Source organism: Limnohabitans sp. T6-5, assembly GCF_003063315.1.
Taxonomy (GTDB): Bacteria; Pseudomonadota; Gammaproteobacteria; order Burkholderiales; family Burkholderiaceae_C; genus Limnohabitans_A.
Map to the genome: position 1 here is coordinate 1,210,941 of NZ_NERV01000002.1, position 23,305 is coordinate 1,234,245.

Genomic DNA, 23,305 nt, shown 5'->3' on the forward strand with positions numbered 1-23,305 from the left:
TTATTTTGGAAATATATCTGTGAACTTTCCTGAAAAACTAAATACTCTGCTTCGACCCCAAACCCAAGGATCCCCATTGGTGCTTGATCTTTTTGCGGGTTGTGGCGGTCTGGCATTGGGATTTGAGGCACACAGTTTTGAGACATTAGGCTTCGAAATGGACAAAGACTGTTGCGCAAGTTACAGACACAACCTATCTGGTGATTGCATCAATACTAAATTGGATGCAAGTTATGTTTTTCCAAAAGCACAAGTCGTAATCGGTGGCCCCCCATGCCAACCCTTCAGTGTCGGGGGTCATCAAAATGGAATTCGAGATGCGCGAGATGGTTTTCCTTCATTTATTTCTGCTATTGAGCAATCTCAACCAGACATTTGGATGTTTGAAAATGTTCGTGGATTGATGTACAAAAATAAAGACTACCTAGACAGAATAATTACAGAGCTTCAAAACCTTGACTACATCGTTGAGTTTCGCCTGTTAAACGCAGTCAATTATGGCGTTCCTCAAAACAGAGAGCGCGTCATTGTTGTCGGTCACCGGGGAGAATTTAATTACCCCACAACTATTGGCGAGCGAGTCACAGCTGGTCAAGCGCTCACTGCTTTGCCAGAACAAACTAATACCGAGAATAAGTTACTAACATCGAGCATGGATACTTACGTCGCAAAATATGAAAAAGCATCCCATTGCATTACACCCCGAGACTTGCACTTAGATCGACCTTCCCGCACCGTGACTTGCCGGAACCTAGCCGGAGCGACGGGGGACATGCACCGCATTGTTTTGCCAAATGGAGCTCGTCGTCGGCTCACTGTTAGAGAAGGTGCGCGTTTACAGAGCTTCCCAGACTGGTTCGAATTTCAGGGAAGTGAAACCAGCGCTTTTAACCAAGTAGGAAATGCTGTGCCACCTCTTTTGGCTTATGCTCTTGCGGGTAGTTTTCGGGAATATTTAAACTCATCACTACGTCTGAGTTCAGCTGAAATTCGCAAACGGCGGCACCCAACTCAACTGAATTTATTGGCTGCATAAACATCATGCCTCGAAAAACGTCCATTCAGAAATTAGTAGGCGAAGCACTAACCATTCTCGAAGCATTGGGTTTGCCATTAAACAACCTAACCGAACGCCGTAAAGTGAAAATGGCTAAGGTTTTTTTGGCTGTTGCAGACATAAAGCCCGGCATCAAATGGATTGCAGCGAAAGACAATACGTCAGGAAACGGCCACACCCTACAAACGAGGCAAATTATTCAATTTATGAACACTCATCTTGGAGAAACAATCTCTCCTGGTTCATACGATGATATACGCCGTAAAGATTTGATGTTACCCGTAGAGGCAATGGTAATTTTAAGCAGTGCAAAAAATCCTAATGCCAACACCAATGATGGTACAAGAGGTTTCGCCCTAAGTCCTGATGCCGCATGCGTTATCCGTAGCTTTGGCACTGATCAATGGGAGAGTCATTTAAATTCATTCATATGCCAACGGCCTACGCTGGCTTTCCAACTTTCTCGCTCTCGTGAGCTTGCACGAACTCCTGTGACTATCAAGCAAGGACTAACCCTCTCACTCAGCTCAGGCAAACACAACTTACTTCAGCGCAATATCATTGAAGAATTTCTTCCAATTTTTGGAAATGGCGCTGAAGTTTTATACGTGGGAGACACTGAAAACAAACAACTCTACAAAGATGAAGAAGGCCTGAGGTCAATCAATTTTTTTGATTTATCCCATGATAAATTACCTGATGTTGTTGCTTATTCGAAAGACAAGGGTTGGCTCTTTTTGATTGAAGCCGTTACAACAGCAAACCCGATCAACGAACTACGTCTTCGAACCTTGAATAAATTGACCGAATCTTGCTCAGCTGACGTTGTCTATGTCACGGCCTTTCCAGATCGTGCGGTTTATCGAAAATTTGCGCACGAAATCGCATGGGAGACTGAAGTTTGGCTAGCAGATTCTCCGCACCATATGATTCACTTCAACGGCGACAAATTCATCGGACCCTACAAATGATTTTGGCGGAAGAAATCTCTGACTCTTAATTGATACCGCGTCCCCCGCCCCGTCCCCGTCTGCACCAACCCCCCCATCTCGCACAGCGCCGTGAGTTCACGGTAAGCCGTGGCGCGTGACACACGGCACAGGTTCACGTATTTCTCTGTGCTGATGCCGTTAGCAAATCCATCAGGTCCCACGTCATAAAGTTTGTTGATCGCCTTGGTTTGTGTGGGGGTGAGCTGCGGGTGTTGCTCGCGCAGTTCTGACCAGAAACGGGTTTTGCGCATGGCCGCTTGCATGTGCCCCCAGGTGGCATCAGCGGCTTTGTGCACGCAGCCCACAAACCATTGCACCCAGGGCGTCACGTCCATATTGGCCTGTCCGGTGGCCGCTTGCAATTGGGCGTAGTAGCCTGCCCGGTCCAGCCACATTTGCTGCGACAGGCTCCACATGCGCTTGTCGGTTTTCAGGTCTTGAGCGAGCGCCATTTCGACCAGCGCTCGACCCACGCGTCCGTTGCCGTCTTCAAAGGGGTGAATGGCTTCCAACCACAAGTGCGCCAGCGCCGCACGCACCAGGCCGTCGGTCTTGCCTAGGCTGCTGTTGAACCAGTCGATCAGCCGCGTCATCTGCGCAGGCACGTCGGCCGAATCGGGGGCCTGGTAATGCACGATGTCGGGCTTGCCCATGCGGGGTGTAACGATCTGCATGGGTTCGGCATGGTCGCGGTAAGCGCCGGTGCGGATTTTCTGGATGCCACTGCGCCCGGTCGGGAACAAGGCTGCTTGCCAGCCGTACAAGGTGTCGTGGCTCAAAGGCTGCTGGCTTTGTTCGATGGCCGCTTGCAACACGTCGAGCGTGGCTTCGGTGCGTGCGTCGCGCTCCAGCGCTTTGGCGTCGGCCAGGCCCAAGCGCCGCGCGGCAGAGGCCCGCACCGAATTGACTTGCAGCGTTTCGCCCTCGATCTGCGCCGTGGCGATGGCTTCGTCGGCCCAGCCTTGCAGTTCCAATGCGCCCAGGTCCATCAGTTGCAGATGACTGGCCAGTCCCATGGCACGCCCTTGCGCATAGCGTGCAGCGGCCAATAACGGTTGCAGCGCGACTAAATCGAACTGGAATTCAGGCCATTGGGGGGATTGCCAGAGGAACATGAAGCGTATTTTATGGATTTACGCTTCACATGTGAAGCGTAAATGGCTTTTTTACGCTTCAACTCCTATCGGTAGACCTCTCGCCGATTGCCGATACGCAGCACGCGCACGAGAATTTTCTGATCCTGGATGTCACAGATGATGCGCCAGTCGCCGACTCGGTACTTCCAATAGCTGCCCAAACGCTGACCCGAGAGGGCCTCGCCGATGTCGCGTGGGTTGGTCAAGCTGCTGACGCGTGTGCGCAAAAAACCCACCAGCCGGATCTGGATGGGCTTGTCGAGTTTGCGCAGGTCTTTGAGGGCGTCAGGGTCAAACTCAATTTGCCAGGCCAAGATCGCGCTCCACGACTTCCAGAGAAATGGTTTTGCGGTTCTTGCGGGCGCGGGCCTCGGCCAGGTAATAGTCTTCGAGGTCGTCGATGTGTTCGAGGATGGCTTCGCGCACCAACGCGGTTTTGGTCAACCCGGTCTCTTGGGCCAGTTGGCCCAAGCGGGTTTCGATGTTTTCGGGCAGGCGGATGGCAAGCATGGTTTCTTCCCTTTCAATGGTTGCTATACAAGTATAGCCAGCACATCCACTGCAGCCAAATTTGACCGGATCAGTCGGTTGAACACCATGTCGGTTCGGGTCAATCTGCAACTTGGCTTGGTATTGGCCCACGCTGCCCACAACAAGCATGTGGATTAAGATATGCGCACACTTCAATGCACATGGAGATCGCCATGCCACCCACCCACACAGCCCCCAGTGTGCGCACCAGCGCATCCGGTAAGCGCGCTATCAATTTAAGCCTGAGCAGCGATGTGCTGGACACCGCAAAGCACCTCGCCATCAACATTTCTCAGGTCTGCGACAGCCACCTGCGTGAAGTTGTGCGCCGCGAACAGGAGCGCAAATGGCGCGAGGATCATGCCGACTTCATCGCGGCTTACAACGCCACCATCGAGGCTGAAGGCCTGCCACTGGATGAGTGGAGAAGTTTTTGATGGCACGCTTTGACGTCTATGCCAACCCTGGCAGCCAGGCAACCACCACCCCCTACCTGCTGGATGTACAGAGCGACTTGCTCAATGGGCTGGACAGCCGGATGGTGATTCCCTTGCGCAACCTCAAGCACTTTCCCAAGGTCAAGCTGTCAACTCAACTGACACCGATTTTCACCATAGAAGGTGAAGAGTACCTGCTGGAAACACCCAAAATGGGCGCTGTCCCACAACGGGTGCTGAAGTCGCGCGTGACATCGCTCGCCCAGGCCCAAGACCAGATCACTGCCGCGATGGATTTTTTGTTCCAAGGCTATTGATCGAACACCTCACGGGCGGTTTTCTGGTCTTGCGCCAGCGCCATCCATCAGCCCAGTGCAGCAAGCCACTGTTCATGCTGCAAACGTTGCCGTTCAGCCTTTGCGCGCAAATTGGCAGGCTTGGCGATGCGCAGTTTGTAGGGAGAACCTTGGCGCAGCACGTCCATGGTCAGTCCCAGGCCAGACTGTTCAAACTGATCGATGATGTGTTTTCGCCGAGCCTCTGCCATGGGCAATGTCAACCCTGCGGAGTCTTGGCTTTTCAGGAATGTCATCACTTGTCGGCAATCGGCGCACTGACAAGGCATGACGGGCACCACCATGGACCAGTCACTTGGCTCGGGCAGGGCTTTGGCCAATGACAAATCCAGGGCTTGTTTGACGCGCTCTCGCAGTGCGGACCAGCCTGGCACGGCGTGCGCCGCTTTGTCCAATTCCAGCAACAGGGGGCTGAGCACAACGATGGAGTGGGTCACCAAGCCTTCATTCAATTGACGAACCACGTCTGCGGCCAGCATGGCGCCGGGCAACAGCAGACCAGCGCGGATGAGTTCGGCCGCAAATTGGCTGCGCCAAAGCCATGCCGTGTCACGCGCATGGGGCGTCAAAGCATCCATTGGGATTCCAGCTTGAGCCAAAGCTGGCATCTGGCTTGAGCAAGGCGCACAGTCCAGGCCGGGTCAAGCCCCGTTTGCTGGATGGCCTCTATCAACTTTGGCAGCCCCAGCAAATGCTGCCGCAATCTTGTGCCGCCGTAGCTGTGTGCCCATTCACTGAGAACGCTTTTTACCTGACGCTCCAGATCATGCTTTTGCAGCCAACGACTCAGCAACTCATCGCAAAACTTTTGGCCATGCGCCTTGCGCACTTCGGCCAAGCCCATCGCATGCCCCGCACCAAGCACCCAAGGTGATGCCGTCTCCAGCAGTTCAAGCGCCAATTGCGGGTCTGACAAACTGGCAGCAATCTGGCACTGGTCGGTAAAGCGTTGGGGGTCTTCGCTTTGAAAACGGAGCAATCGCGCTTTAACGGCCTGCACTGTGCTCAGAACTTTGGCAGCTTGCGCAGGTTGGCTCGCCAGCGCCACCAAAGCTTGCAAGGCCTTGTCGGCATCCAGGTCAAACTGTTGCAGCAATTCGCTGGCCTGTGGCCACAGCACCACGGCAGCACGCCGGTACCAATAGTCCAGCGTTTCGCCGTAATTGCCCATGTACCCCTCGTATTCGGAGTTAACCAGATCGTCTTCATCGGTCTCTCGGATACAGACAATTTCGTGGTCACGCACTTGAAGCTGCCCGAGTTTTTGGACCGCATTGTTCGTGTCCACCCAATGGTCCAGCGTGGTGCTGTGCTCAATGAGTTCGTCCGGCTCGGGCTCAGAGCTTTGGCGACGGGACCGTCGATAGTCCACATCGCTCAACTGAGCAGTCCACATTTCGTGGATCTCGGCCAAGGCCAGATAAGTCCGCAAACCCAGCGCATCCGCCGCGCTGCGCAAGGCTTGTGCAAGCCCTCTGTCTGCGCCTTTGAGCAAGAACCAGCTCAACCCTTTTTCTGAATATTCATGGTCCAAAAAAATCACCAGCCGCTGTTTATCTGCAGGATTGTGGGTCACTTGAAAATGCTGCTCCAAGGCCGCCAGCAATGCCGGACTGTGCTTGGCCTGGTTCTGCGATGACTCGGTTTTCAGCACCACATTGAAAGTCAAGACGACCCGATTTCCTTGCTGCACGGGGCGCACCTCATGCTGGCAGTCGGCATAAAACGCAAACCACTGGATCTGATCGGCGTGCAAATGCTCGGACTGAAAACGGTGCACTTCGTCACCCCGATGCACCATCAAATGACCGCCCAAGTGCGCACAGGGCCAAACCAGCACCAAGGTCAAGACCATGCCGGGGAGCTTTTCGGTGTCCTGGTGCATCTTGAAAAACTGCCCCGGCCCGTAAAGCAGCGCATTGTGCAAATGGGCCTGCAAGCCGATGCCATCCAAGCCCAGCGCGGATTGCGTTGACGCTTCGATCTGAGGCCAGACCGCATCCCACCCGGTTAACTTCAGAGCGGCAGCCTTGATCTCTGCGGTATCGCGCACTGTGGTGTCCATCAAGGTCTTGTCGCGATGCCCAAACAAGGCCGCAGAGGCGTTTTCACGCAACCGGGCCACTTGGGCATCTTGCAAAAAAGGAGGCAAGCCGCCAAACCCTTGCACCTCGACAGACAGTGCTTGCACAGGGAATGCGCCTTGCGCATGGAAGCTCGGTTGCGAGGCAGATGTTGTTGGGGTCTTCTGATCTACCGGGGTTTCACCGATCAGCGCGTGAACAATGGAGGGGATCGTCATTTGAAAAGTTGATGAGCATCACTAGAATTGAAGCAAGGCATTGATTTTGCACGGACATCTCAAGAATTTGCATGGCATTGATCCGGAACCCGAGCCTATTGCTCATGGACAAAAGCGCCCACGCCATAGCCCCTGACGACCATTCAACAGGCCAATTGACCCCATAGAATCTTCAACCATCATGGGCACCTTCTACCGATCCCGGTACGCGGTGAGTCAGGCATCATGGTCAGCTCAGCCCTATACACGCCCACAACCCACATGCCCCTCCCGCATTTGATTCTTGTGCCCGGCTTGATGTGCGATGCCGCATCGTGGGCACCGATGCTGCCAGCGTTGCAGGGGCATGCGCACTGCACTGTGGTTGATCACGGTCAGGCCGATGATTTGATCGTGATGGCGCAGCAGATTCTGGACGCTGCTCCCGAGACTTTTCACCTGGCCGGGCACTCGATGGGCGGTCGTGTGGCTTTGGAAGTGATGCGGCTTGCACCTGAGCGTGTCCAGGCGCTGGCCTTGCTGGGCACGGGTTACCGGCCCAAGGAGGCTGGTGCAGCGGGAGAAAAGGAAGTCCAGACACGACAAGCCTTGCTGGATCTGGCGCAGCGCGATGGTGTGCGGGTGATGGCTCAAGCCTGGGTGCAAAACATGGTGGCACCTTCGCGCCTGACCGATGCGGCGCTGATTGAAGAAATTGTGCACATGTTCGAGCGCAAGTCAGAAGATGTGTTCAAGCGCCAGATCCGGGCCTTGCTGGCGCGCCCGGACGCCAGCGATGTGTTGCAACAACTGCGTGTGCCCACCTTGCTGATGGCCGGTGAGTGGGACACCTGGGCCAGCCCCCAGCAGCACCAGGCCATGGCCGACCTGATGCCCGCCCACCCCGTCGTGCAGGTGGTGGCTGGATCGGGTCACATGATGATGATGGAAAAGCCGGAGGCCGTAGCGGCTCATTTTGTGAGTTGGCTGCATGGTTGATGGGGCCAGCGGGGAGGCAATAGGCGCTGGTTGTGCCAGCCATGTCGGACTCTTCGAGTACCGACCTACGAGGGCGCTGCATTTTGTAGGTCGGTGGTCGAAGACCCCGACGTTTGTTTGATCCAGCGGCGCGGCTCGTTTTGGCTGGGTGGAGGCATTCACACATGTCGGACTCTTCGAGTGCCGACCTACGAGGGCGCTGCATTTTGTGGTCGGTGGTCGAAGACCCTGACAGGGGTGCTCAGGCTTCGATGGGCACGATTTCCTGCTCAATTGCGCCAAACAAGCTCTCGCCGTTTTGGCCCTTCATCTCGATGCGGATGGTGTCGCCGAACTTCATGAATTCGGTGGAGGGTTTGCCGTCCAGGATGGTTTCGATGGCGCGTTTTTCGGCGATGCAGCTGTAGCCTTTGGGCCACTGCGGTTTGCCTTTGACTTCCACGCTCTTGTTGCTCACGGTGCCACTGCCCACGATGGAGCCTGCGCGCACATTGCGGGTTTTGCAGATGTGGGCGATCAATTGGCCGAAGTGGAAAGTCATCTCGGGGCCGGCGTCGCACATGCCGACTTTGCGGCCGTTCCAGGTGGATTGCAGCGTCAGGTGCACGCGGCCTCCTTGCCAGGCATCGCCCAGCTCGTCAGGCGTCACGGCCACGGGGCTGAAGGCGGTGGCGGGTTTGCTCTGGAAAAAGCCAAAGCCTTTGGCCAACTCGTTCGGGATCAGGTTTCGCAGGCTCACGTCGTTGGCCAGCATGATCAGGCGCACCGCTTCAATGGCTTCGTCGGCGGGAGTTTGCATGGGCACGTCGCCAGTGATGACGGCAATTTCGGCCTCGAAGTCGATGCCAAACGCCTCGTTGGCGCAGACCACCGGGTCGCAAGGGCCGATGAAATCATCGCTGCCGCCTTGGTACATCAGGGGGTCGGTGTAAAAGCTGCTGGGCACTTCCGAGTTGCGCGCCGCACGGACCAGCTCTACATGGTTGAGGTAGGCTGAGCCATCGGCCCACTGGTAGGCGCGGGGCAGCGGGGCCATGCAACGCTCAGGGTCAAACGGGAAAGCATGACGAGCCTTGCCCTGGTTCAGGGTCAGGTACAGGTCTTCCAGTTGCGGGGCCAGAAAATTCCAGTCGTCCAGCACTTGCTGCAGTTTGCTGGCGATGCCGGTCGCATAATGGGCTGTGCTCAGGTCGCGCGACACCACCACGAGTTGTCCATCGCGTGAGCCGTCTTTGTAGGTCGCCAATTTCATGATGAAGGTGTCCCGTTCTGGTCGAGATGCGCTACAGTGTGGCGCACTGAAAAATTACGCATTGTTAAACTCGTTTAACTAAACGAAACCGGATTCTAGACGATATGGCCCCAGGCACCCCCCTCTCCGATGAAGGCAAAGAGCGCGCTGGCATCCAGTCGGTGGAGGTCGGTTTTGCGCTGCTCGATGTCCTGGCACAGGCCAGTGATCGCTTGATGCTGCGCGATCTGGCCAGTGCTGCGGGCATGAGCGCCGCCAAAGCCCACCGCTATCTGGTGAGCTTTCAGCGCCTGGGCCTGGTGGTGCAAGACAGCAGCACCAACCGCTACGAACTCGGCCCGGCCACGCTGCGTCTGGGCTTGGCCACCTTGTCTCGCCTGGATGCGGTCAAGATGGCCCGCGAGCGTTTGCACGCCTTGATGGAGGCCACAGAACACACCGTGGCCCTGGCCGTTTGGGGCAACCGGGGGCCGACCCTGGTGCATTGGCAAGAAACCCCGCTGGCCGTGCCGGTCAGCTTGCGCCTGGGCGATGTGATGCCCCTGCTGTCATCGGCCACGGGCCGCTGCTTTGCCGCCTTCAACAGCCATGGGGGCGCCGCTGAAAAAGCGCAGCCGATGATCGACAAAGAGCTGGCCCTGGCACGCAAACTCGGGCGCAGCGATCTGCCAAGCACCCAAGCGCAGGTGCAAGCCATGATCGAAGAAACCCGCCAGCAAGGCCTGGGCCGCGTGGTCAATGTCTTGCTGCCTGGCATTGCAGGCTTTTGTGCGCCGGTGTTTGATGCCGATGGGCACCTGGTGCTGGGCGTCGTGGCTTTGGGCTCATCGGCCACCTTGCACACCGAGTGGCAAGGGCCCGTGGCCCAAGCCCTGCGCCAGTTTGCAACGCAGCTGTCGGCCGATCTGGGCTGGCGCCAGGTCTGACGCGGTGGGACGCAGCGTGTCTTGCGCATCCACCCCGGCATTGGGCGCATGGCCAACCTCTGGGCGGCCCGCCCGCAAAACGCTGGCCTGGCTGGTGGGCCTGGTGCTGGTGATGCATCTGGTGTTTTTCCTGGGCATGTCAGGTTTGCTGGAGGTGCAACTGGCCACGCCCGATGCGGCGCGGGTCAACCCCTTGCAAACGCGCATGCTGACACCCGTTGTGCCTGTGGCACCCGCGGTCAAAGCGCCCAAACCAGCCGCTCCGCGCACCCGCATTGCCAAAGAAGCGGCGCCACCGCCTGCGGCCCCATTGCCGCAGACGCCCATCGCGCAGGCCCCCACCCCAGAGGCCTCAGCGCCAGAAAAAGAGGCCAGCAGCGCGGTCGCCACCGCCGATGCACCGAAAAGCCCAGCGAGCGAAGCGACCACTGCATCGACCACCGCACCAGTACCAGAAGCACCACCTGCCGTGACGGCCGCCACCGAGCCCGCGCCCACCGAGGTGCTGCCCAACATCCCTTTGGGCGCCTTGCCGCCGTCCATGCTGCTCAGCTACAACCTCACCGGCATGGAAAAAGGCATCACCTACCACGCCAGCGGCGAGCTGAACTGGCAACACAACGACCAAGCCTATACCCTGGCACTGTCGGTGAAAGCCTTTTTGTTGGGCTCGCGCCATTGGCGCAGCCAAGGGCAAATCACGGCAGCAGGCCTGGCGCCCAGCAAATTCACGGACAGCTGGCGCGGCGAGAGGGCCTCGCACTTTGACCGCGAGAACAAGCAGGTGGTGTTCAGCAGCAATGCGCCCACGGCACAGCTGTTGCCGGGTGCCCAAGACCAAATCAGTCTGTATGTGCAACTGGCATCGGCCATGGCGGGCTCGCCCGAGCGATTTACCCCAGGCACGCGCCTGAGCATCCAGACCGTCACCTTGCGCGAAGCCGTGCCCTGGATCTTGACCCTTGAGCAAGCCGAAACCCTGACGCTGAACAGCGAAATCCTGGAGACCACCAAATGGTCGGCCCAGCCGCGCAACCGCTTTGATGCGAAGGTCGAATTCTGGGTCTCGCCCAAACACGGCTGGCTGCCGGTGCGCATCCGCATCACCCAGGTCAGCGGCAGTTACATTGACTTGCTGATGAACGGTCAAAAAATCCTGCCAGCCCTTCCGGCGACCACCCCAGCGGGTTAAAAAACCACACCCGCTTGAAGTTCATCGCCTAGTCCTCATTTGTTCACCAGGACTTGAGGGAGAATGACCATATGAACTTGCTGTACGAATCCGAAACATTTGCCGTGATGCACATGCTGGCCAACGCGCCCGCAGAAGCCGCGCCAGCGACCAGCAAACCGCTGCTGGAACGCCATGGTTTTGAGATCGTGGACAAACGCTCTGGCAAAGAGGTGTACCTGGACGGTTCCTGGGCAGAAATGTTCCAGCAACAAATCCAGGCCTGGCAACAACACACCCCCACACAAGAAGAAGTCGAAGACACCCTGGAAGGCTACACCGGCCTGGCCCAGCAGCCTGTCGTCGTGCATTGACCCCCATGGTCAGCCACGCCCCTGTAGGTCGGCGGTCGAAGACCCCGACAAATTGTTGATCACCCTGAGTGCCACAGTGGATCGACAGTGGCCCATCCTGCAAACGTAGGGGCTGAAGCCACCGACCTACGAAGGGTCCACTGTTCTGGCTTGCTCCTGAGCCACCACCCACTTGAACAAGGGCCCGACCATCAAGAGCACCGCCACCAGGCGACACACCTGAAACGCCGTCACCACTGGCACCCCCAACTGCAAAACCTTGGCGGTGATCGCCATCTCGGCAATGCCGCCTGGGGCTGTGCCCAAAATCAAAGTCGCCGGGTGCAGGCCGGTCAGCCAGGCCATCAGCAGACCAAAAGCCAAGGACAGGGCCATCATCCAAAACGTGCCGCCCGCTGCCGAAAGCAGCCACTGAGGGGCGGTGTGCACAAATTCACGGCGAAAACGCACGCCCAGACTCACCCCGATCACCAGCTGCGCCGCATTCGACAAATCGTTGGGCACGGCGGACCATTCCACACCCGACAAGGTCAGTCCCATGGAAACCAGCAGCGGCCCCATGAACCACGGGTTGGTACGCTTGACCGCCACCATCACCCCGGCGCCCACCGCTGTGGCCAGCGCCAGCCACAACAAGCCCGGCCATTGGGCAATGCGTGGGCCGGGCAACAAGCTCGCATCGACATGCAAGCCCCAGCGGTGCTGCGCCCATTGCATGCCAAAGGGCAGGGCGATCACCACACACAGCAGGCGCACACTGTGCGCTGCCGCCACCAGGTCGGTGCGTGCGCCGTGCCGCTCAGACAACAAAGTCATCTCCGAGGCACCGCCAATGGCGCTGGCAAAATAAGTGGTGGCCCGCAAGGCACGGGGCGACAGGTGCGCAAAATCCGCCGCATGCTGGCGGTGCAACCACAGGCCAAACAGTCCGCCCAGCAACAGGGCCCAAGCGATGGCCAGCACAATCGCCCACCACAAGCTGACCACCAAGGCGCTGACCTGCGGTGTGAAATACAGACCCAGCGCCGCCCCAATCACCCATTGCCCCGCATTGCGCAGCCAGCCCGAACTGTGCGTGGGCAGCCCCGACATCGACGCGAAAGCCGTGACGATCAAAGGCCCGAGCATCCAGGGAATCGGCGTGTGCAGCCACAGGCAAAGCTGGGCAGCGCACCATGCGGCCAGCAGCGTGGCCACCGTCCGTAAAGCGTGATTCAAGCGCCGTCCTGTAGGTCGGCGGTCGAAGTCCCCGACCAATGGTTGATTGACCAGCAAGGCCCCCATCGGCCACATGCGCATGACAAGCCAAAGTCGGACTCTGCGAGTGCCGACCTACGGAGCAGTGGCGGGATTGGCAGTGCAGCGGTAGCGCGGTCGCTGCGAGCTGCTGAGTCCCGCTCAGGCATGCCGACGGATGCTGTCGGCCACGGTTTGCACGATCTGATCAATGTGTGAGTTCTCGACGATGTAGGGCGGGCAAATGACGATGTTCTCGCCCGCCGGTCGCACCCACACGCCATGATGGAAGCAGTCCATGAAGATGTCATAAGCCCGCTTGCCGGGCGAGCCTGCGATGCTGGACAACTCCACCGCACCGGCCAGGCCCAGCGTCCGGATGCCGATCACATTGGGCAAACCCTTCAAGGCGCTGTGCATGGCGTCACCCAGCACGCGGCCTTGCTGGCCCGCGCGGGCAAACAGGTTTTCTTCTTTCATCAAGTCGAGCGTGGCAATGGCCGCTGCGCAAGCCACAGGATGGCCCGAATAGGTGTAACCGTGGAAGAACTCGATCGCGTGTTCGGGAGAGTTGGCGTTCATCATCGCGTCGTAGATGAAGTCGCGGCAGATCACGCCGCCCAGCGGGATGACGCCGTTGGTCACCGCCTTGGCAAAGTTGAGCATGTCGGGCACCACGCCGTAGTAGTCGGCACCAAAGTTCACGCCCAAGCGGCCAAAGCCGGTGATGACCTCGTCAAAAATCAGCAAGATGCCATGTTTGTCGCAAATCTCACGCAAGCGCTTCACATAGCCCTTGGGTGGGATGTACCAGCCTGCGCTGCCCGCAATCGGCTCCACGATCACAGCCGCGATGTTGCTTGGGTCGTGCAAGACCAAAATGCGGTTTTCCAGTTCCAGCAGCGGGTCTTCCGCCCACACGGGCTCCTCATGGTGGATGTAGGGGTGGTTCACCGGGTCGTGGATGAAGCGCATGTGGTCCACACGCGGCAAAAGCTGCGCACCGTAGACCTTGCGGTTGGCAGGCAGGCCGCCCACGCTCATGCCGCCGAAGTTCACGCCGTGGTAACCCTTTTCGCGGCCAATGAAGACGTTGCGGTGGCCTTCGCCCCGAGCGCGGTGGTAGGCCAGTGCCACTTTCAGGGCAGTGTCGGCCGCTTCCGAGCCCGAGTTGCAAAACAGCACCTTGTTCAGATCGCCGGGCGCCATGGCCGCAATCATCTCGGCGGCCTTGAAAGCCTTGTCGTTGCTGGCCTGAAAAGCCGTGGCGTAGTCCAGCGTGTCCAGTTGCTTTTTGATGGCTTCATTGATCGGGCGGCGGTTGTGCCCCGCGCCCACGCACCAGAGGCTGGAGATGCCATCGATCACCTTTTTGCCATCATGGGTGGTGAAGTGCATGCCTTCTGCGCCCACGAACACACGCGGATCTTGGCGGAAAGTACGGTTGGGGGTGAAGGGCAACCACTGGTTGTCCATGTTCAGGTCGGTATGGGCCACGTCAAAAACTCCTTGAGTTGCATGCAGCCTGCCAGTTTAAGCCGGGCAACGACGGGCTTGCGCCCGAAAGCGACACGGGCATGCGCTTATCTACAATACGCCGTCCTGAACCCCATGCATCCAGCCGGGGCAGGGACACCGTGAAACACCGTATTGCTCCATGACCACGACCTACATCCTGACCCTCTCTTGCCCTGACCGCACCGGCATCGTGCATGCCGTATCGGGTTTCCTGCTGGAGCGTGGCGGCAACATTGAAGAAGCGGCGCAGTACAACGACCACGACACCGGCCTGTTTTTCATGCGGGTGCAGTTTGCGTGTGAGCAAGTTGACGGCGATAGCCTGAATGCCCAGTGGGGTGAGTTTGCCCAGACTTTTGAGATGAAGTGGGACCTGCACGCCACCACCCAGCCCATGCGCACCGTGCTCTTGGTCAGCAAAGAAGGCCACTGCCTGAACGACCTGCTGTTCCGCTGGAAGAGTGGCCTGCTGCCGCTCGATATCCGCGCCATCGTGAGCAACCACCGCGAGTTCTACCAACTGGCGGCCAGCTACAACGTGCCGTTTCACCACATCCCGGTGACCAAAGACAACAAGGCGCAGGCCGAAGCCAAACAGTACGAAATCATCCAGGCCGAAGGCGCCGAGCTGGTGGTACTGGCGCGCTACATGCAGATCCTCTCTGACGACTTGTGCCGCAAATTGGCCGGTCGGGCCATCAACATCCACCACAGCTTTTTGCCCAGCTTCAAAGGGGCCAAGCCTTATTACCAGGCGCACGACCGGGGCGTGAAGCTGATCGGTGCCACCGCGCACTATGTGACGGCTGACCTGGACGAAGGCCCGATCATCGAGCAGGACGTGGCCCGCGTGGACCACAGCAAGACCGTGGAAGACCTGACCGCCCAGGGCCGCGACACCGAAAGCCAGGTGCTGGCCCGCGCCGTCAAGTGGCACAGCGAGCACCGGGTGCTGCTCAACGGCCACAAAACCGTGATCTTCAAATAAATAACCTTGAGGGACAGATCTTTAGCTCTGTCCCCAACTGATTAACCATGTCCGCCACCTCACGCATCCCGCCCATCCAGTGCCTGCTGACCTTTGAAGCCTTGGCGCGCTTGCGCAGTGTCACGCAAGCGGCTGAAGAGTTGTGCGTGACGCCCAGCGCCGTGAGTCACCGCGTCAAACAACTTGAACAAATCATCGGCACCAAGCTGTTTGGCCGTGCGGATTTTTCGCTGACGACAGAAGGCATTGAATACCTGGCCCATGTGCGCGAGGGCCTGGTGTCCTTGCAGCGCTTTCCCAGCGCCAGCAACACGCCCGGGCGCCGCAAGCTGCGCCTGGCGGTCACCCCGACTTTTGCACGCTCAGTGCTGATGCCGCGCCTCAAGCATTTCCTGGACGCCTACCCCGAGATCGACATCACCCTGCAAGTGAGCATTCCCTTGCTCGACGTGGTGGCCGAAGATGCAGACCTGACCGTGCGCTTTGGTACCGGGCGCTATTCGGATGTGGAGCACGTCTGCCTGGCCAAGGATGAAGTCACGCCGCTGGCATCACCCGCCTGGTTGCGCGAAAACGGCCCCTTTACCAGCGTAGAGGACCTGCTGGGCCAACCCCTGCTGCGCAGCCCGCTGGAGCCCTGGCGCACCTGGTTTGCTGCCCACGACCTGGATTGGCCCGAACCCATCGACGGCTCGTCTTTCAACGACATCGGCCTGATGTGCGACGCCGCCGCCCAAGGCCTGGGCATCGGCCTGATCCGCACCAAGCTGGGCGCACCTTGGCTGGAAAACGGGCAACTCGTGCGGCTGTTTGACCGCAGCGTACCCAGCCCCCACGCCCATTACCTGTGCTGGCGCACCGGCACCATGGAACGCTGGGAATGCGCCACCTTTGCCGACTGGCTCAAAAGCGTGCTGGCTTGATTGGCCCAAGATGTCGGGGCTGAAGCCGCCGACCTACAAAGTCATCCCCCTTTCAACGCTGATGTTGTGATGGCTAAATTCACACGCTCATCAAAGATTCTTCAGCCCCACGCACCGGGCTTGCGCTTACAGTTGGACATCACTTTCTAGGCCTTGATTGCCATGAGCGCCAATACCCCCGCAGAAACCAACGAACTGACCGCCACCGAACGTGCCGAGCGCCAACGCGCTGTGGTGCAGGCTTTGGGCCGGGTGCTGACAGCTGACGCGATTTTGTACACCCCTGAAGACACCACGCCCTACGAGTGCGACGGTTTGACCGCCTACCGCGAGCGCCCCTTGGTGGTGGCGCTGCCCGAGACCGAAGCGCAAGTGCAAGCCGTGCTGCGGGCCTGCCACGCCCTGCAAGTGCCCGTGGTGGCACGCGGCGCGGGCACCGGCCTGTCGGGCGGGGCCATGCCGCACCGCATGGGCGTGACGCTGTCGATGGCGCGCTTCAACCAAATCAAAACCGTTGACCCGGTCAGCCGCACGGCCGTGGTGCAGTGCGGGGTGCGCAACCTGGCCATCAGCGAAGCGGCTGCGCCTTATGGTTTGTATTACGCGCCGGACCCATCCAGCCAGATCGCCTGCACGATTGGGGGCAACGTGGCCGAAAACTCAGGCGGCGTGCACTGCCTCAAATACGGCCTCACCGTGCACAACGTGCTCAAGGTCAAAGGCTTCACCATCGAAGGCGACCCGATCGAGTTTGGCAGCGACGCGCTGGACACTTCCGGCTACGACCTGCTGGCCGTGCTGGTGGGCAGTGAAGGCATGCTGGCCGTGACCACCGAAGTGACCGTCAAGCTGGTGCCCAAACCGCAACTGGCGCGCTGCATCATGGCCAGCTTTGACGACGTGCGCAAAGCAGGCGACGCGGTGGCGGCCGTGATTGCGGCCGGCATCATCCCGGCGGGGCTGGAGATGATGGACGGCCCCATGACGATTGCCGTGGAAGACTTTGTGCATGCCGACTACGACCTGAGCGCGGCGGCGATTTTGCTTTGCGAAAGCGACGGCACTCCCGAAGAGGTCGAAGAAGAAATTGGCCGCATGAGCGAGGTGCTGCGGGGCTGCGGGGCCACGGCCATCACCGTGAGCCGCGACGAAGCCCAGCGCATGAAATTCTGGAGTGGCCGCAAAAACGCCTTCCCGGCGTCGGGCCGCATCAGCCCCGACTACATGTGCATGGACTCGACCATCCCGCGCAAGCGCTTGGCTGACATCCTGCAAGCCATCTCCGAGATGGAAACCAAATACGCCCTGCGCTGCCTGAACGTGTTCCACGCGGGCGACGGCAACCTGCACCCGCTGATCCTGTTCGATGCGAACGACGCAGACCAGCTGCGCCGCTGCGAACTGTTTGGTGCCGAGATTCTGGAAACCAGCGTGGCCATGGGCGGCACCGTAACTGGCGAACACGGCGTGGGCATCGAGAAAGTCAACAGCATGTGCGTGCAGTTCAGCGCGGAAGAAAACGAGCAGATGTTCGCCGTCAAACGCGCTTTTGACCGCCAAGGCCTTTTGAACCCCGGCAAGGTCATCCCGACGCTGAACCGCTGCGCCGAATACGGCAAGATGCTGGTGCGGGCGGGGGCGATCAAACACCCGGATTTGCCGCGGTTTTGAACTGTTGGTTTTTGTAGGTCGGCGGCTTTAGCCCCGACATGATGAACCACTCGCACTTGTCGGGGCTAAAGCCGCCGACCTACAACGCTTCACTCTCTGACGCCAGGCAACACGCCGGGGGCCGTGCCCCAATCAGCAGGGTAAATGCCGTTCTTCACATACCGGTGAAAAGTGCTGTGCGGCCAATCACCGACCTGCGGCACAAGCCCATGCTTGACCGGGTTGAAATGGATGTAATGCGTGTGCTGCTCCACATCCCGTTCGCCGCGCAATGAGTATTCCAAAAATCGGGATTGCCATAAGGTCTGAACGCCATTGCGCCCACGCAAGCGATGCACAACGCCTTGCTTGATCAGCATCCAGCGGGTCGAAAAATCGGCGTCATCGCCAGGCAAACGCCAGATGCAATGCAGGTGATCGGGCATGACCACCATCGCCAGGGTTTCAAATGGGCGTTGAGCACGCACAAGCCGCATCACATCACCCAAGGCAGTCACCGCCCCCGCCTCTCGCAGCCACGGTGCACGCTGATGGGTCACGACCGTGAAAAAGTATGTGCCCCCCGGGATGTTCGATCGGCGGTATTGCATAACGTTCTCCCCCCTCTTTTGCAAGGATTGAGCCACTCTTTTTATGAGCCATCAAGTATTCTTTTTTACAAAGCATTTGCAGGTCGGCGGCTTCAGCCCCGACACATGCATGCGGTCCACCATGTCGGGGCTGAAGCCACCGACCTACAAAATTCATCAAAACCCAACTGGTTGCGCACGCAACCAGTTTTATTTACAATCCGGCCAAAACCCATTTGGCCCATGACCACACCCTCCAAACCGCCCAGCGCTGGCACACCCGCCGTGCCACTCGACCGTACGCTGACCTACCGCCTGCACCAGCTGCACAAGCTGACCGACATGGACAGCCAGTCGGTCTATCCGGAGCGCACGGGCCTGTCGATGAGCGACGGGCGGTGCCTGACGACGATTGGCACTTTTGAGCCTTTGTCGGTCAAGGAGTTGGCCGACAAAGCCAACCTGAACAAGGGCCAAGCCAGCCGCGCTGCGCAGGCGCTGGTCGATCAGGGCTTGGTGCTCAAAGCCGACCACCCGGGCGATGGCCGGGGCGTGGTGCTGACGCTGACGCCTGCCGGGCGCGAAGTGTTTGAGCGCGCCATGGCCATGGTCCACCAACGCAATCAGGACATTTTTGGCTGCCTGACCGACAAGGAACAGGCCACATTGAGCGCACTGTTCGACCGATTGATATCGCACGTACGTCCCCGCTGAACATCACACAACGACCATCCCATGCACAACCCCACCACCGAAGCCCGCCCTTCGATTTATTACCAGTACGAAGTCTTCAAACCTTGGCTGGCATCAGCTCACCCCAAACAAGACCGCAAGAAGGTTGTGATCGTCGGCGCAGGCCCTGCAGGCATGGTCACGGCGCTGGAGCTGGCCCGCCACGGCGTGCCCAGCGTGGTGCTGTCGGCCGAGCTGCAGTTCTCGCAAGGCAGCAGGGCGATTTGCTTCACCCGCCGCTCGATGGAAATCTTGCAGCAAGTGGGCGTGGCCGACCGCATGACCGCAGGCGGTTTGCCCTGGCGCTTTGGCAACTCGTTTTACCGGGGCCAGCGCGTGTTCCGCATGGAAGCGCCACACGATGCCGATGACCGCTTTTTCCCGATCATCAACGTGCAGCAGCAGTTCATGGAGGAGTACCTGCACGACGCGTGCAAAGCCAACCCGCTGATCGACTTCCGCTGGGGCAACAAGGTCAACGCCGTGGAACAGAAAGACGGCTACGCCCTGCTCGAAGTCGACACGCCAGAAGGGCCGTATGCACTCGAAAGCGGCTGGGTCGTGGCCGCTGACGGGGGCCGCTCAGGCATCCGCACCGCCATGAACCTGCAAATGGAAGGCGCGTCTTACGAAGGCTTTTTCGTGATCGCTGACATCAAGATTGATCTGCCCTTCCCCACCGAGCGCCTGGCCTTTTTTGACCCCGACTGGAACCCCGGCAACACCATCTTGATGCACCGCGAGCCCAACGGCATCTGGCGGGTGGACTACCAGCTGCCCCCGGGCGAAACACCCGAAGAAGCGCTACGCCCCGAATCGCTCAAGACCCGCATCGACGCACAACTGGCCATGATCGGCCACGCAGGGCTCAAGTGGGAGATGGACTGGTCTTCGGTCTACTCGGCACGCACGCTCACGCTGCCCGACTTTGTGCACGGCAGCGTGATCTTCACCGGTGACGCGGCGCACCTGCTGCCCATTTTTGGCGTGCGCGGGGCCAACACGGCTTTTCAAGATGCGCAGTCTCTGGGCTGGCATCTGGCTTTTGTGGTCAAAGGTCTGGCGGGTCACAAGCTGCTGGCCAACCACAGCACCGAGCGCGTGGGCGCGGCCCGCGAGATCATCACCGAGGCGGGCAAAAGCACCCGTTTCATGGCACCGCCCAGCCCCGGCTTTCGCTTGCTGCGCGATGCGGTGCTGTCGCTCTCGCTCACCCAAGAATTTGTGCGCCCGCTCTACCACTGGCGCACCTCGCGTCCGCACGAGTACACCCACTCCATGCTCAACAGCATGGGCGACGACAACGGCTTATTCAAGACCGGCCCGGCGCACGGCGCGCCCCCGCAAAACGTGCGCCTGGGCGCGAACGACTTTTTGCTCGACCACCTGGGCGGCGGCTTTGACCTGCTGTACTTCACCGACACGGATTTGCCTGAAGCATTGCAAGAGGTGATCAGCACAGCGCGTGCAACAGGCATGCCCTTGAACGTGACCGCCATCGGTGCGGCCCAGTCTGTAGCGGGTGCCGACCAGTACCTGCCCGACGCCGACGGCCACCTGCGTGAGCGTTATGGTGTGGCCGCCAACGGTGGCGCGTATTTGTTGCGCCCAGACCAGCACATTTGTGCGCGTTGGATCACACTGGATGCCACGCGCCTGCAAGCCGCTCTGACGACCGCGCTGCCACACTTTTGATCAGGCCCGATGATGTTGGCATGGAATCCACCCTGTAGGAGCGGCGCCCTCGCCGCGATCTGGCCTCGCAGACCACCACCCATCGCCCCGAGGGCGGGGCTCCCACATTGGCACAAAGGACAGAACGTGATCCCCAAAAAATGCCTTGAACGTCAAACCTCACAGGGCCAGATCCTTGAAGAACAACCATGACCAACACACAACTCACCATCGGCGGCCTTGAAACCGTCTACGACGCCCTCGCCACAGCCATTGACCAAGCAGGCGCAGACAAGGCACAGTTGTTCCTCGTCAAGCTCGCCTTGCTGAACGCCAACGCCCTGGCCGACGAAAACCTGTTCCAGCAGCTGATCACCGCTGCCCTGCAAGACCTCTGACCCCCTCACTTCCAAGGAGACTCCCATGCTCGTTCAATCCGTTCACCACGTTGCCTACCGCTGCAAAGACGCCAAAGAAACCGTCGAGTGGTACCAAAAGCACCTCGACATGAAATTCGTGTTGGCCATTGCCGAAAACGAAGTGCCGTCCACGAAAGCGCCCGATCCGTACATGCACATCTTTCTGGATGCGGGCCACGGCAACATCCTGGCTTTCTTTGAGCTGCCCAGCCAGCCGCCCATGGACCGCGACCAGAACACCCCTGCCTGGGTGCAGCACCTGGCGCTGAAAGTGGACTCTATGGAAACGCTTCTGGCGGCGAAAGACAAGCTGGTGGCGGGTGGTGTCGAGGTGCTCGGCCCGGTTGATCACACCATCTTCAAGAGCATCTATTTCTTTGACCCGAGCGGCCACCGCCTGGAGCTGGCCGCCGACTGCGGCACGCCCGAGATGATGAAAAAGCTCGACGAGGTGAAGTGGGACATGCTCGAAGAGTGGAGCCAAACCAAACGCGCCCCCAAACACGCCGCCTGGATGCACGATGGCAGCATGGCCTCTTGAAAGCAGACTTGATGAACATGCTCAACGAAACCCACAACCCCGCCCTGCAAAGCTGGGTGGCCTCGGCCAACACACCTGGCACCGACTTCCCCATCCAGAACCTGCCTTTTGCGGTGTTCCGCCGCAAAAGCTCAACCGAAGCCTTTCGGGGCGGCGTGGCCATTGGCGACCAGATCGTGGACCTGGCGGCTGTTGCCAAGTCAGGCGTACTGACAGGCGAGGCTGCTGATGCCGCGCAAGCGGGCGCACAAGACAAGCTCAACGCGTTGATGGCCATGGGCGCATCGGCATGGAGCGCCCTGCGCCTGGCCCTGTCGCGTGCACTGCGCGAAGGCTCGGCCGAGCAAGCCGCTCTGCAAGCCTGCCTGGTGCCGCAAGCCGAAGCCGAATACGACGTGCCCGCCCGCATCGGCGACTACACCGACTTCTACACCTCGGTCCACCACGCCACCAACATCGGCAAACAGTTCCGCCCCGACAACCCGCTGCTGCCCAACTACAAATGGGTGCCGATTGGTTACCACGGTCGTGCGTCCAGCATCGGCGTGTCTGGCCAGCAATTCCGCCGCCCGGTGGGCCAGACGATGCCGCCCGGCGCGACCGAGCCGTCTTTCGGCCCCTGCAAGCGGCTGGACATCGAACTCGAATTGGGCATCTTTGTCGGTAGCGGCAACGACTTGGGCGAGGCCGTGGACATCAACGAAGCCGAAGACCATGTGTTCGGCATCTGCCTGCTCAACGACTGGTCGGCCCGCGACATCCAGGGCTGGGAATACCAACCTCTAGGCCCCTTCCTGGCCAAGAACTTTGCGACCACGGTCTCGCCCTGGGTGGTGACGCTCGAAGCGCTGGCCCCTTACCGCGTGGCCTTCACCCGCGCAGAAGGTGACCCGCAACCCATGGCCTATCTGGACAGTGCCGCCAACCGCAGCGGCGGCGCGTTCGACATCCAGCTGCAAGTGGGCCTGCAAACGCCGCAAATGCGCGCTGCCGGTCAGCCTGACGCCAGCATCTGCCGCACCAGCTACCGCCACGCCTATTGGACAGTGGCGCAAATGCTCACGCACCACACGGTGAACGGCTGCAACCTGCAGCCGGGCGACCTGTTCGGCAGCGGCACGCTCTCGGGCCCCACGCTGGACCAGGCAGGCGCGCTGATCGAGTTGACCACCGGCGGCAAGAACCCGATTGCCCTGCCCAATGGCGAGCAACGCACCTGGCTGGAAGACGGCGACAGCGTGGTGCTGCGCGGCTGGTGCGAAAAAGCGGGCGCTGCACGGATTGGTTTTGGCGAGTGTGTGGGCACGGTGCTGCCAGCGCGGGTGCCCAAGGGCTGACCAACAGCGGTTCATCGCGACGAGGGCGTCCGCTCCCACAAAAAACAGAGATCGCCTCTTTGTGGGAGCCTCGCCCCGGGGCGATGGCTTGTGGTCTGCACCGGCTCATCGCGACGAGGGCGTCGCTCCTACAAAAAACAGAGATCGCCTCTTTGTGGGAGCCCCGCCCCGGGGCGATGGCTTGT

The 23,305-nt window shown here is 59.6% G+C and carries 24 protein-coding genes and 1 pseudogene; 16 read left to right on the forward strand and 9 right to left on the reverse strand.

The features are described from left to right. The first annotated feature begins 19 nt into the window (after positions 1-19). The gene (locus B9Z51_RS11320) at positions 20-1,036 is read left to right on the forward strand and encodes a DNA cytosine methyltransferase (RefSeq protein WP_108374584.1); all 1,017 of its coding nucleotides are present in this window, start codon (positions 20-22) and stop codon (positions 1,034-1,036) included. 5 nt (positions 1,037-1,041) lie between these two features. Next, complete coding sequence (locus B9Z51_RS11325; protein ID WP_108374586.1) at positions 1,042-2,028, forward strand: BsuBI/PstI family type II restriction endonuclease; 987 nt, start codon at positions 1,042-1,044, stop codon at positions 2,026-2,028. Here the strand turns inward: B9Z51_RS11325 and B9Z51_RS11330 are convergent. The 3 genes from B9Z51_RS11330 to B9Z51_RS11340 form a co-directional block, all read right to left on the reverse strand. Beyond that, positions 2,019-3,164, reverse strand: a complete 1,146-nt coding sequence (locus B9Z51_RS11330; RefSeq protein WP_108374588.1) for a Fic family protein — start codon at positions 3,162-3,164, stop codon at positions 2,019-2,021. The genes B9Z51_RS11325 and B9Z51_RS11330 overlap by 10 nt on opposite strands. 65 nt (positions 3,165-3,229) lie before the next feature. Then, positions 3,230-3,499, reverse strand: coding sequence for a type II toxin-antitoxin system RelE/ParE family toxin (locus tag B9Z51_RS11335; RefSeq protein WP_108374590.1), 270 nt, complete (start codon positions 3,497-3,499; stop codon positions 3,230-3,232). Continuing rightward, entirely contained in the window at positions 3,483-3,695 is a 213-nt protein-coding gene (locus tag B9Z51_RS11340; RefSeq protein WP_108374592.1) for a DUF6290 family protein, read from the reverse strand. Before B9Z51_RS11340 ends, B9Z51_RS11335 begins: the two co-directional genes overlap by 17 nt. Before the next feature lie 194 nt (positions 3,696-3,889). Between B9Z51_RS11340 and B9Z51_RS11345 the strand changes: the two genes are divergently transcribed. Further along, complete coding sequence (locus B9Z51_RS11345; RefSeq protein WP_108375001.1) at positions 3,890-4,153, forward strand: type II toxin-antitoxin system CcdA family antitoxin; 264 nt, start codon at positions 3,890-3,892, stop codon at positions 4,151-4,153. Next, a complete protein-coding gene (locus tag B9Z51_RS11350) occupies positions 4,153-4,470 on the forward strand; it encodes a CcdB family protein (RefSeq protein ID WP_108374594.1) in 318 nt (105 codons plus the stop codon). The genes B9Z51_RS11345 and B9Z51_RS11350 overlap by 1 nt, the downstream gene beginning before the upstream one ends. 47 nt (positions 4,471-4,517) lie before the next feature. On the opposite strand, the gene B9Z51_RS11355 is transcribed toward B9Z51_RS11350, so the two are convergent. After that, complete coding sequence (locus tag B9Z51_RS11355; RefSeq protein ID WP_108374596.1) at positions 4,518-5,087, reverse strand: hypothetical protein; 570 nt, start codon at positions 5,085-5,087, stop codon at positions 4,518-4,520. Further along, the gene (locus tag B9Z51_RS11360) at positions 5,075-6,811 is read right to left on the reverse strand and encodes a 2OG-Fe(II) oxygenase (RefSeq protein ID WP_108374598.1); all 1,737 of its coding nucleotides are present in this window, start codon (positions 6,809-6,811) and stop codon (positions 5,075-5,077) included. The genes B9Z51_RS11355 and B9Z51_RS11360 overlap by 13 nt, the downstream gene beginning before the upstream one ends. Positions 6,812-7,072: 261 nt before the next feature. Here B9Z51_RS11360 and B9Z51_RS11365 point away from each other — a divergent pair, with 261 nt between their 5' ends. Further along, positions 7,073-7,789: an alpha/beta fold hydrolase gene (locus tag B9Z51_RS11365; RefSeq protein ID WP_108375003.1), complete on the forward strand. Its 717-nt coding sequence runs from the start codon at positions 7,073-7,075 to the stop codon at positions 7,787-7,789. 241 nt (positions 7,790-8,030) lie between these two features. Here the strand turns inward: B9Z51_RS11365 and B9Z51_RS11370 are convergent, their stop codons facing one another. After that, positions 8,031-9,041 (reverse strand): fumarylacetoacetate hydrolase family protein, encoded by a 1,011-nt coding sequence (locus tag B9Z51_RS11370; RefSeq protein ID WP_108374600.1) that lies wholly within the window; start codon positions 9,039-9,041, stop codon positions 8,031-8,033. Positions 9,042-9,145: 104 nt separating this feature from the next. On the opposite strand from B9Z51_RS11370, the gene B9Z51_RS11375 reads away from it, so the two are divergent. The 3 genes from B9Z51_RS11375 (at position 9,146) to B9Z51_RS11385 (ending at position 11,512) form a co-directional block, all read left to right on the forward strand. Then, complete coding sequence (locus B9Z51_RS11375; protein WP_108374602.1) at positions 9,146-9,967, forward strand: IclR family transcriptional regulator; 822 nt, start codon at positions 9,146-9,148, stop codon at positions 9,965-9,967. Positions 9,968-9,983: 16 nt separating this feature from the next. Continuing rightward, positions 9,984-11,159 carry a DUF3108 domain-containing protein gene (locus tag B9Z51_RS11380; RefSeq protein WP_233254928.1) on the forward strand — a complete coding sequence of 392 codons (1,176 nt, stop codon included), beginning with the start codon at positions 9,984-9,986 and terminating at the stop codon, positions 11,157-11,159. Between the two features lie 71 nt (positions 11,160-11,230). Continuing rightward, positions 11,231-11,512, forward strand: coding sequence for a DUF3567 domain-containing protein (locus B9Z51_RS11385; protein ID WP_108374604.1), 282 nt, complete (start codon positions 11,231-11,233; stop codon positions 11,510-11,512). Between the two features lie 126 nt (positions 11,513-11,638). On the opposite strand, the pseudogene B9Z51_RS11390 reads toward B9Z51_RS11385, so the two are convergent. Further along, positions 11,639-12,820: pseudogene (locus B9Z51_RS11390) on the reverse strand (AbrB family transcriptional regulator); the annotation flags it as partial. A 90-nt stretch (positions 12,821-12,910) separates the two neighbouring features. Further along, positions 12,911-14,245 carry an aminotransferase class III-fold pyridoxal phosphate-dependent enzyme gene (locus B9Z51_RS11395; protein WP_108374606.1) on the reverse strand — a complete coding sequence of 445 codons (1,335 nt, stop codon included), beginning with the start codon at positions 14,243-14,245 and terminating at the stop codon, positions 12,911-12,913. Between the two features lie 160 nt (positions 14,246-14,405). Here B9Z51_RS11395 and purU point away from each other — a divergent pair, with 160 nt between their 5' ends. From purU to B9Z51_RS11410, 3 genes are all read left to right on the forward strand, one after another. After that, the gene (gene purU / locus B9Z51_RS11400; protein WP_108374608.1) at positions 14,406-15,254 is read left to right on the forward strand and encodes a formyltetrahydrofolate deformylase; all 849 of its coding nucleotides are present in this window, start codon (positions 14,406-14,408) and stop codon (positions 15,252-15,254) included. 47 nt (positions 15,255-15,301) lie between these two features. Beyond that, complete coding sequence (locus tag B9Z51_RS11405) at positions 15,302-16,177, forward strand: LysR substrate-binding domain-containing protein (protein ID WP_108374610.1); 876 nt, start codon at positions 15,302-15,304, stop codon at positions 16,175-16,177. A gap of 162 nt (positions 16,178-16,339) precedes the next feature. Beyond that, positions 16,340-17,848, forward strand: coding sequence for an FAD-linked oxidase C-terminal domain-containing protein (locus tag B9Z51_RS11410; RefSeq protein ID WP_108374612.1), 1,509 nt, complete (start codon positions 16,340-16,342; stop codon positions 17,846-17,848). Between the two features lie 89 nt (positions 17,849-17,937). Here the strand turns inward: B9Z51_RS11410 and B9Z51_RS11415 are convergent, their stop codons facing one another. Further along, complete coding sequence (locus tag B9Z51_RS11415; protein WP_108374614.1) at positions 17,938-18,438, reverse strand: transposase; 501 nt, start codon at positions 18,436-18,438, stop codon at positions 17,938-17,940. A gap of 222 nt (positions 18,439-18,660) precedes the next feature. On the opposite strand from B9Z51_RS11415, the gene B9Z51_RS11425 reads away from it, so the two are divergent. From B9Z51_RS11425 to fahA, 5 genes are all read left to right on the forward strand, one after another. Next, positions 18,661-19,131: a MarR family winged helix-turn-helix transcriptional regulator gene (locus tag B9Z51_RS11425; protein ID WP_108374618.1), complete on the forward strand. Its 471-nt coding sequence runs from the start codon at positions 18,661-18,663 to the stop codon at positions 19,129-19,131. Positions 19,132-19,152: 21 nt separating this feature from the next. Further along, positions 19,153-20,844, forward strand: coding sequence for an FAD-dependent monooxygenase (locus B9Z51_RS11430; RefSeq protein ID WP_108374620.1), 1,692 nt, complete (start codon positions 19,153-19,155; stop codon positions 20,842-20,844). A 188-nt stretch (positions 20,845-21,032) separates the two neighbouring features. Further along, entirely contained in the window at positions 21,033-21,221 is a 189-nt protein-coding gene (locus B9Z51_RS11435; protein WP_108374622.1) for a DUF2783 domain-containing protein, read from the forward strand. Positions 21,222-21,246: 25 nt separating this feature from the next. After that, the gene (locus tag B9Z51_RS11440; protein WP_108374624.1) at positions 21,247-21,783 is read left to right on the forward strand and encodes a VOC family protein; all 537 of its coding nucleotides are present in this window, start codon (positions 21,247-21,249) and stop codon (positions 21,781-21,783) included. A gap of 11 nt (positions 21,784-21,794) precedes the next feature. Next, positions 21,795-23,120: a fumarylacetoacetase gene (fahA, locus tag B9Z51_RS11445; RefSeq protein WP_108374626.1), complete on the forward strand. Its 1,326-nt coding sequence runs from the start codon at positions 21,795-21,797 to the stop codon at positions 23,118-23,120. Positions 23,121-23,305 lie beyond the last annotated feature (185 nt).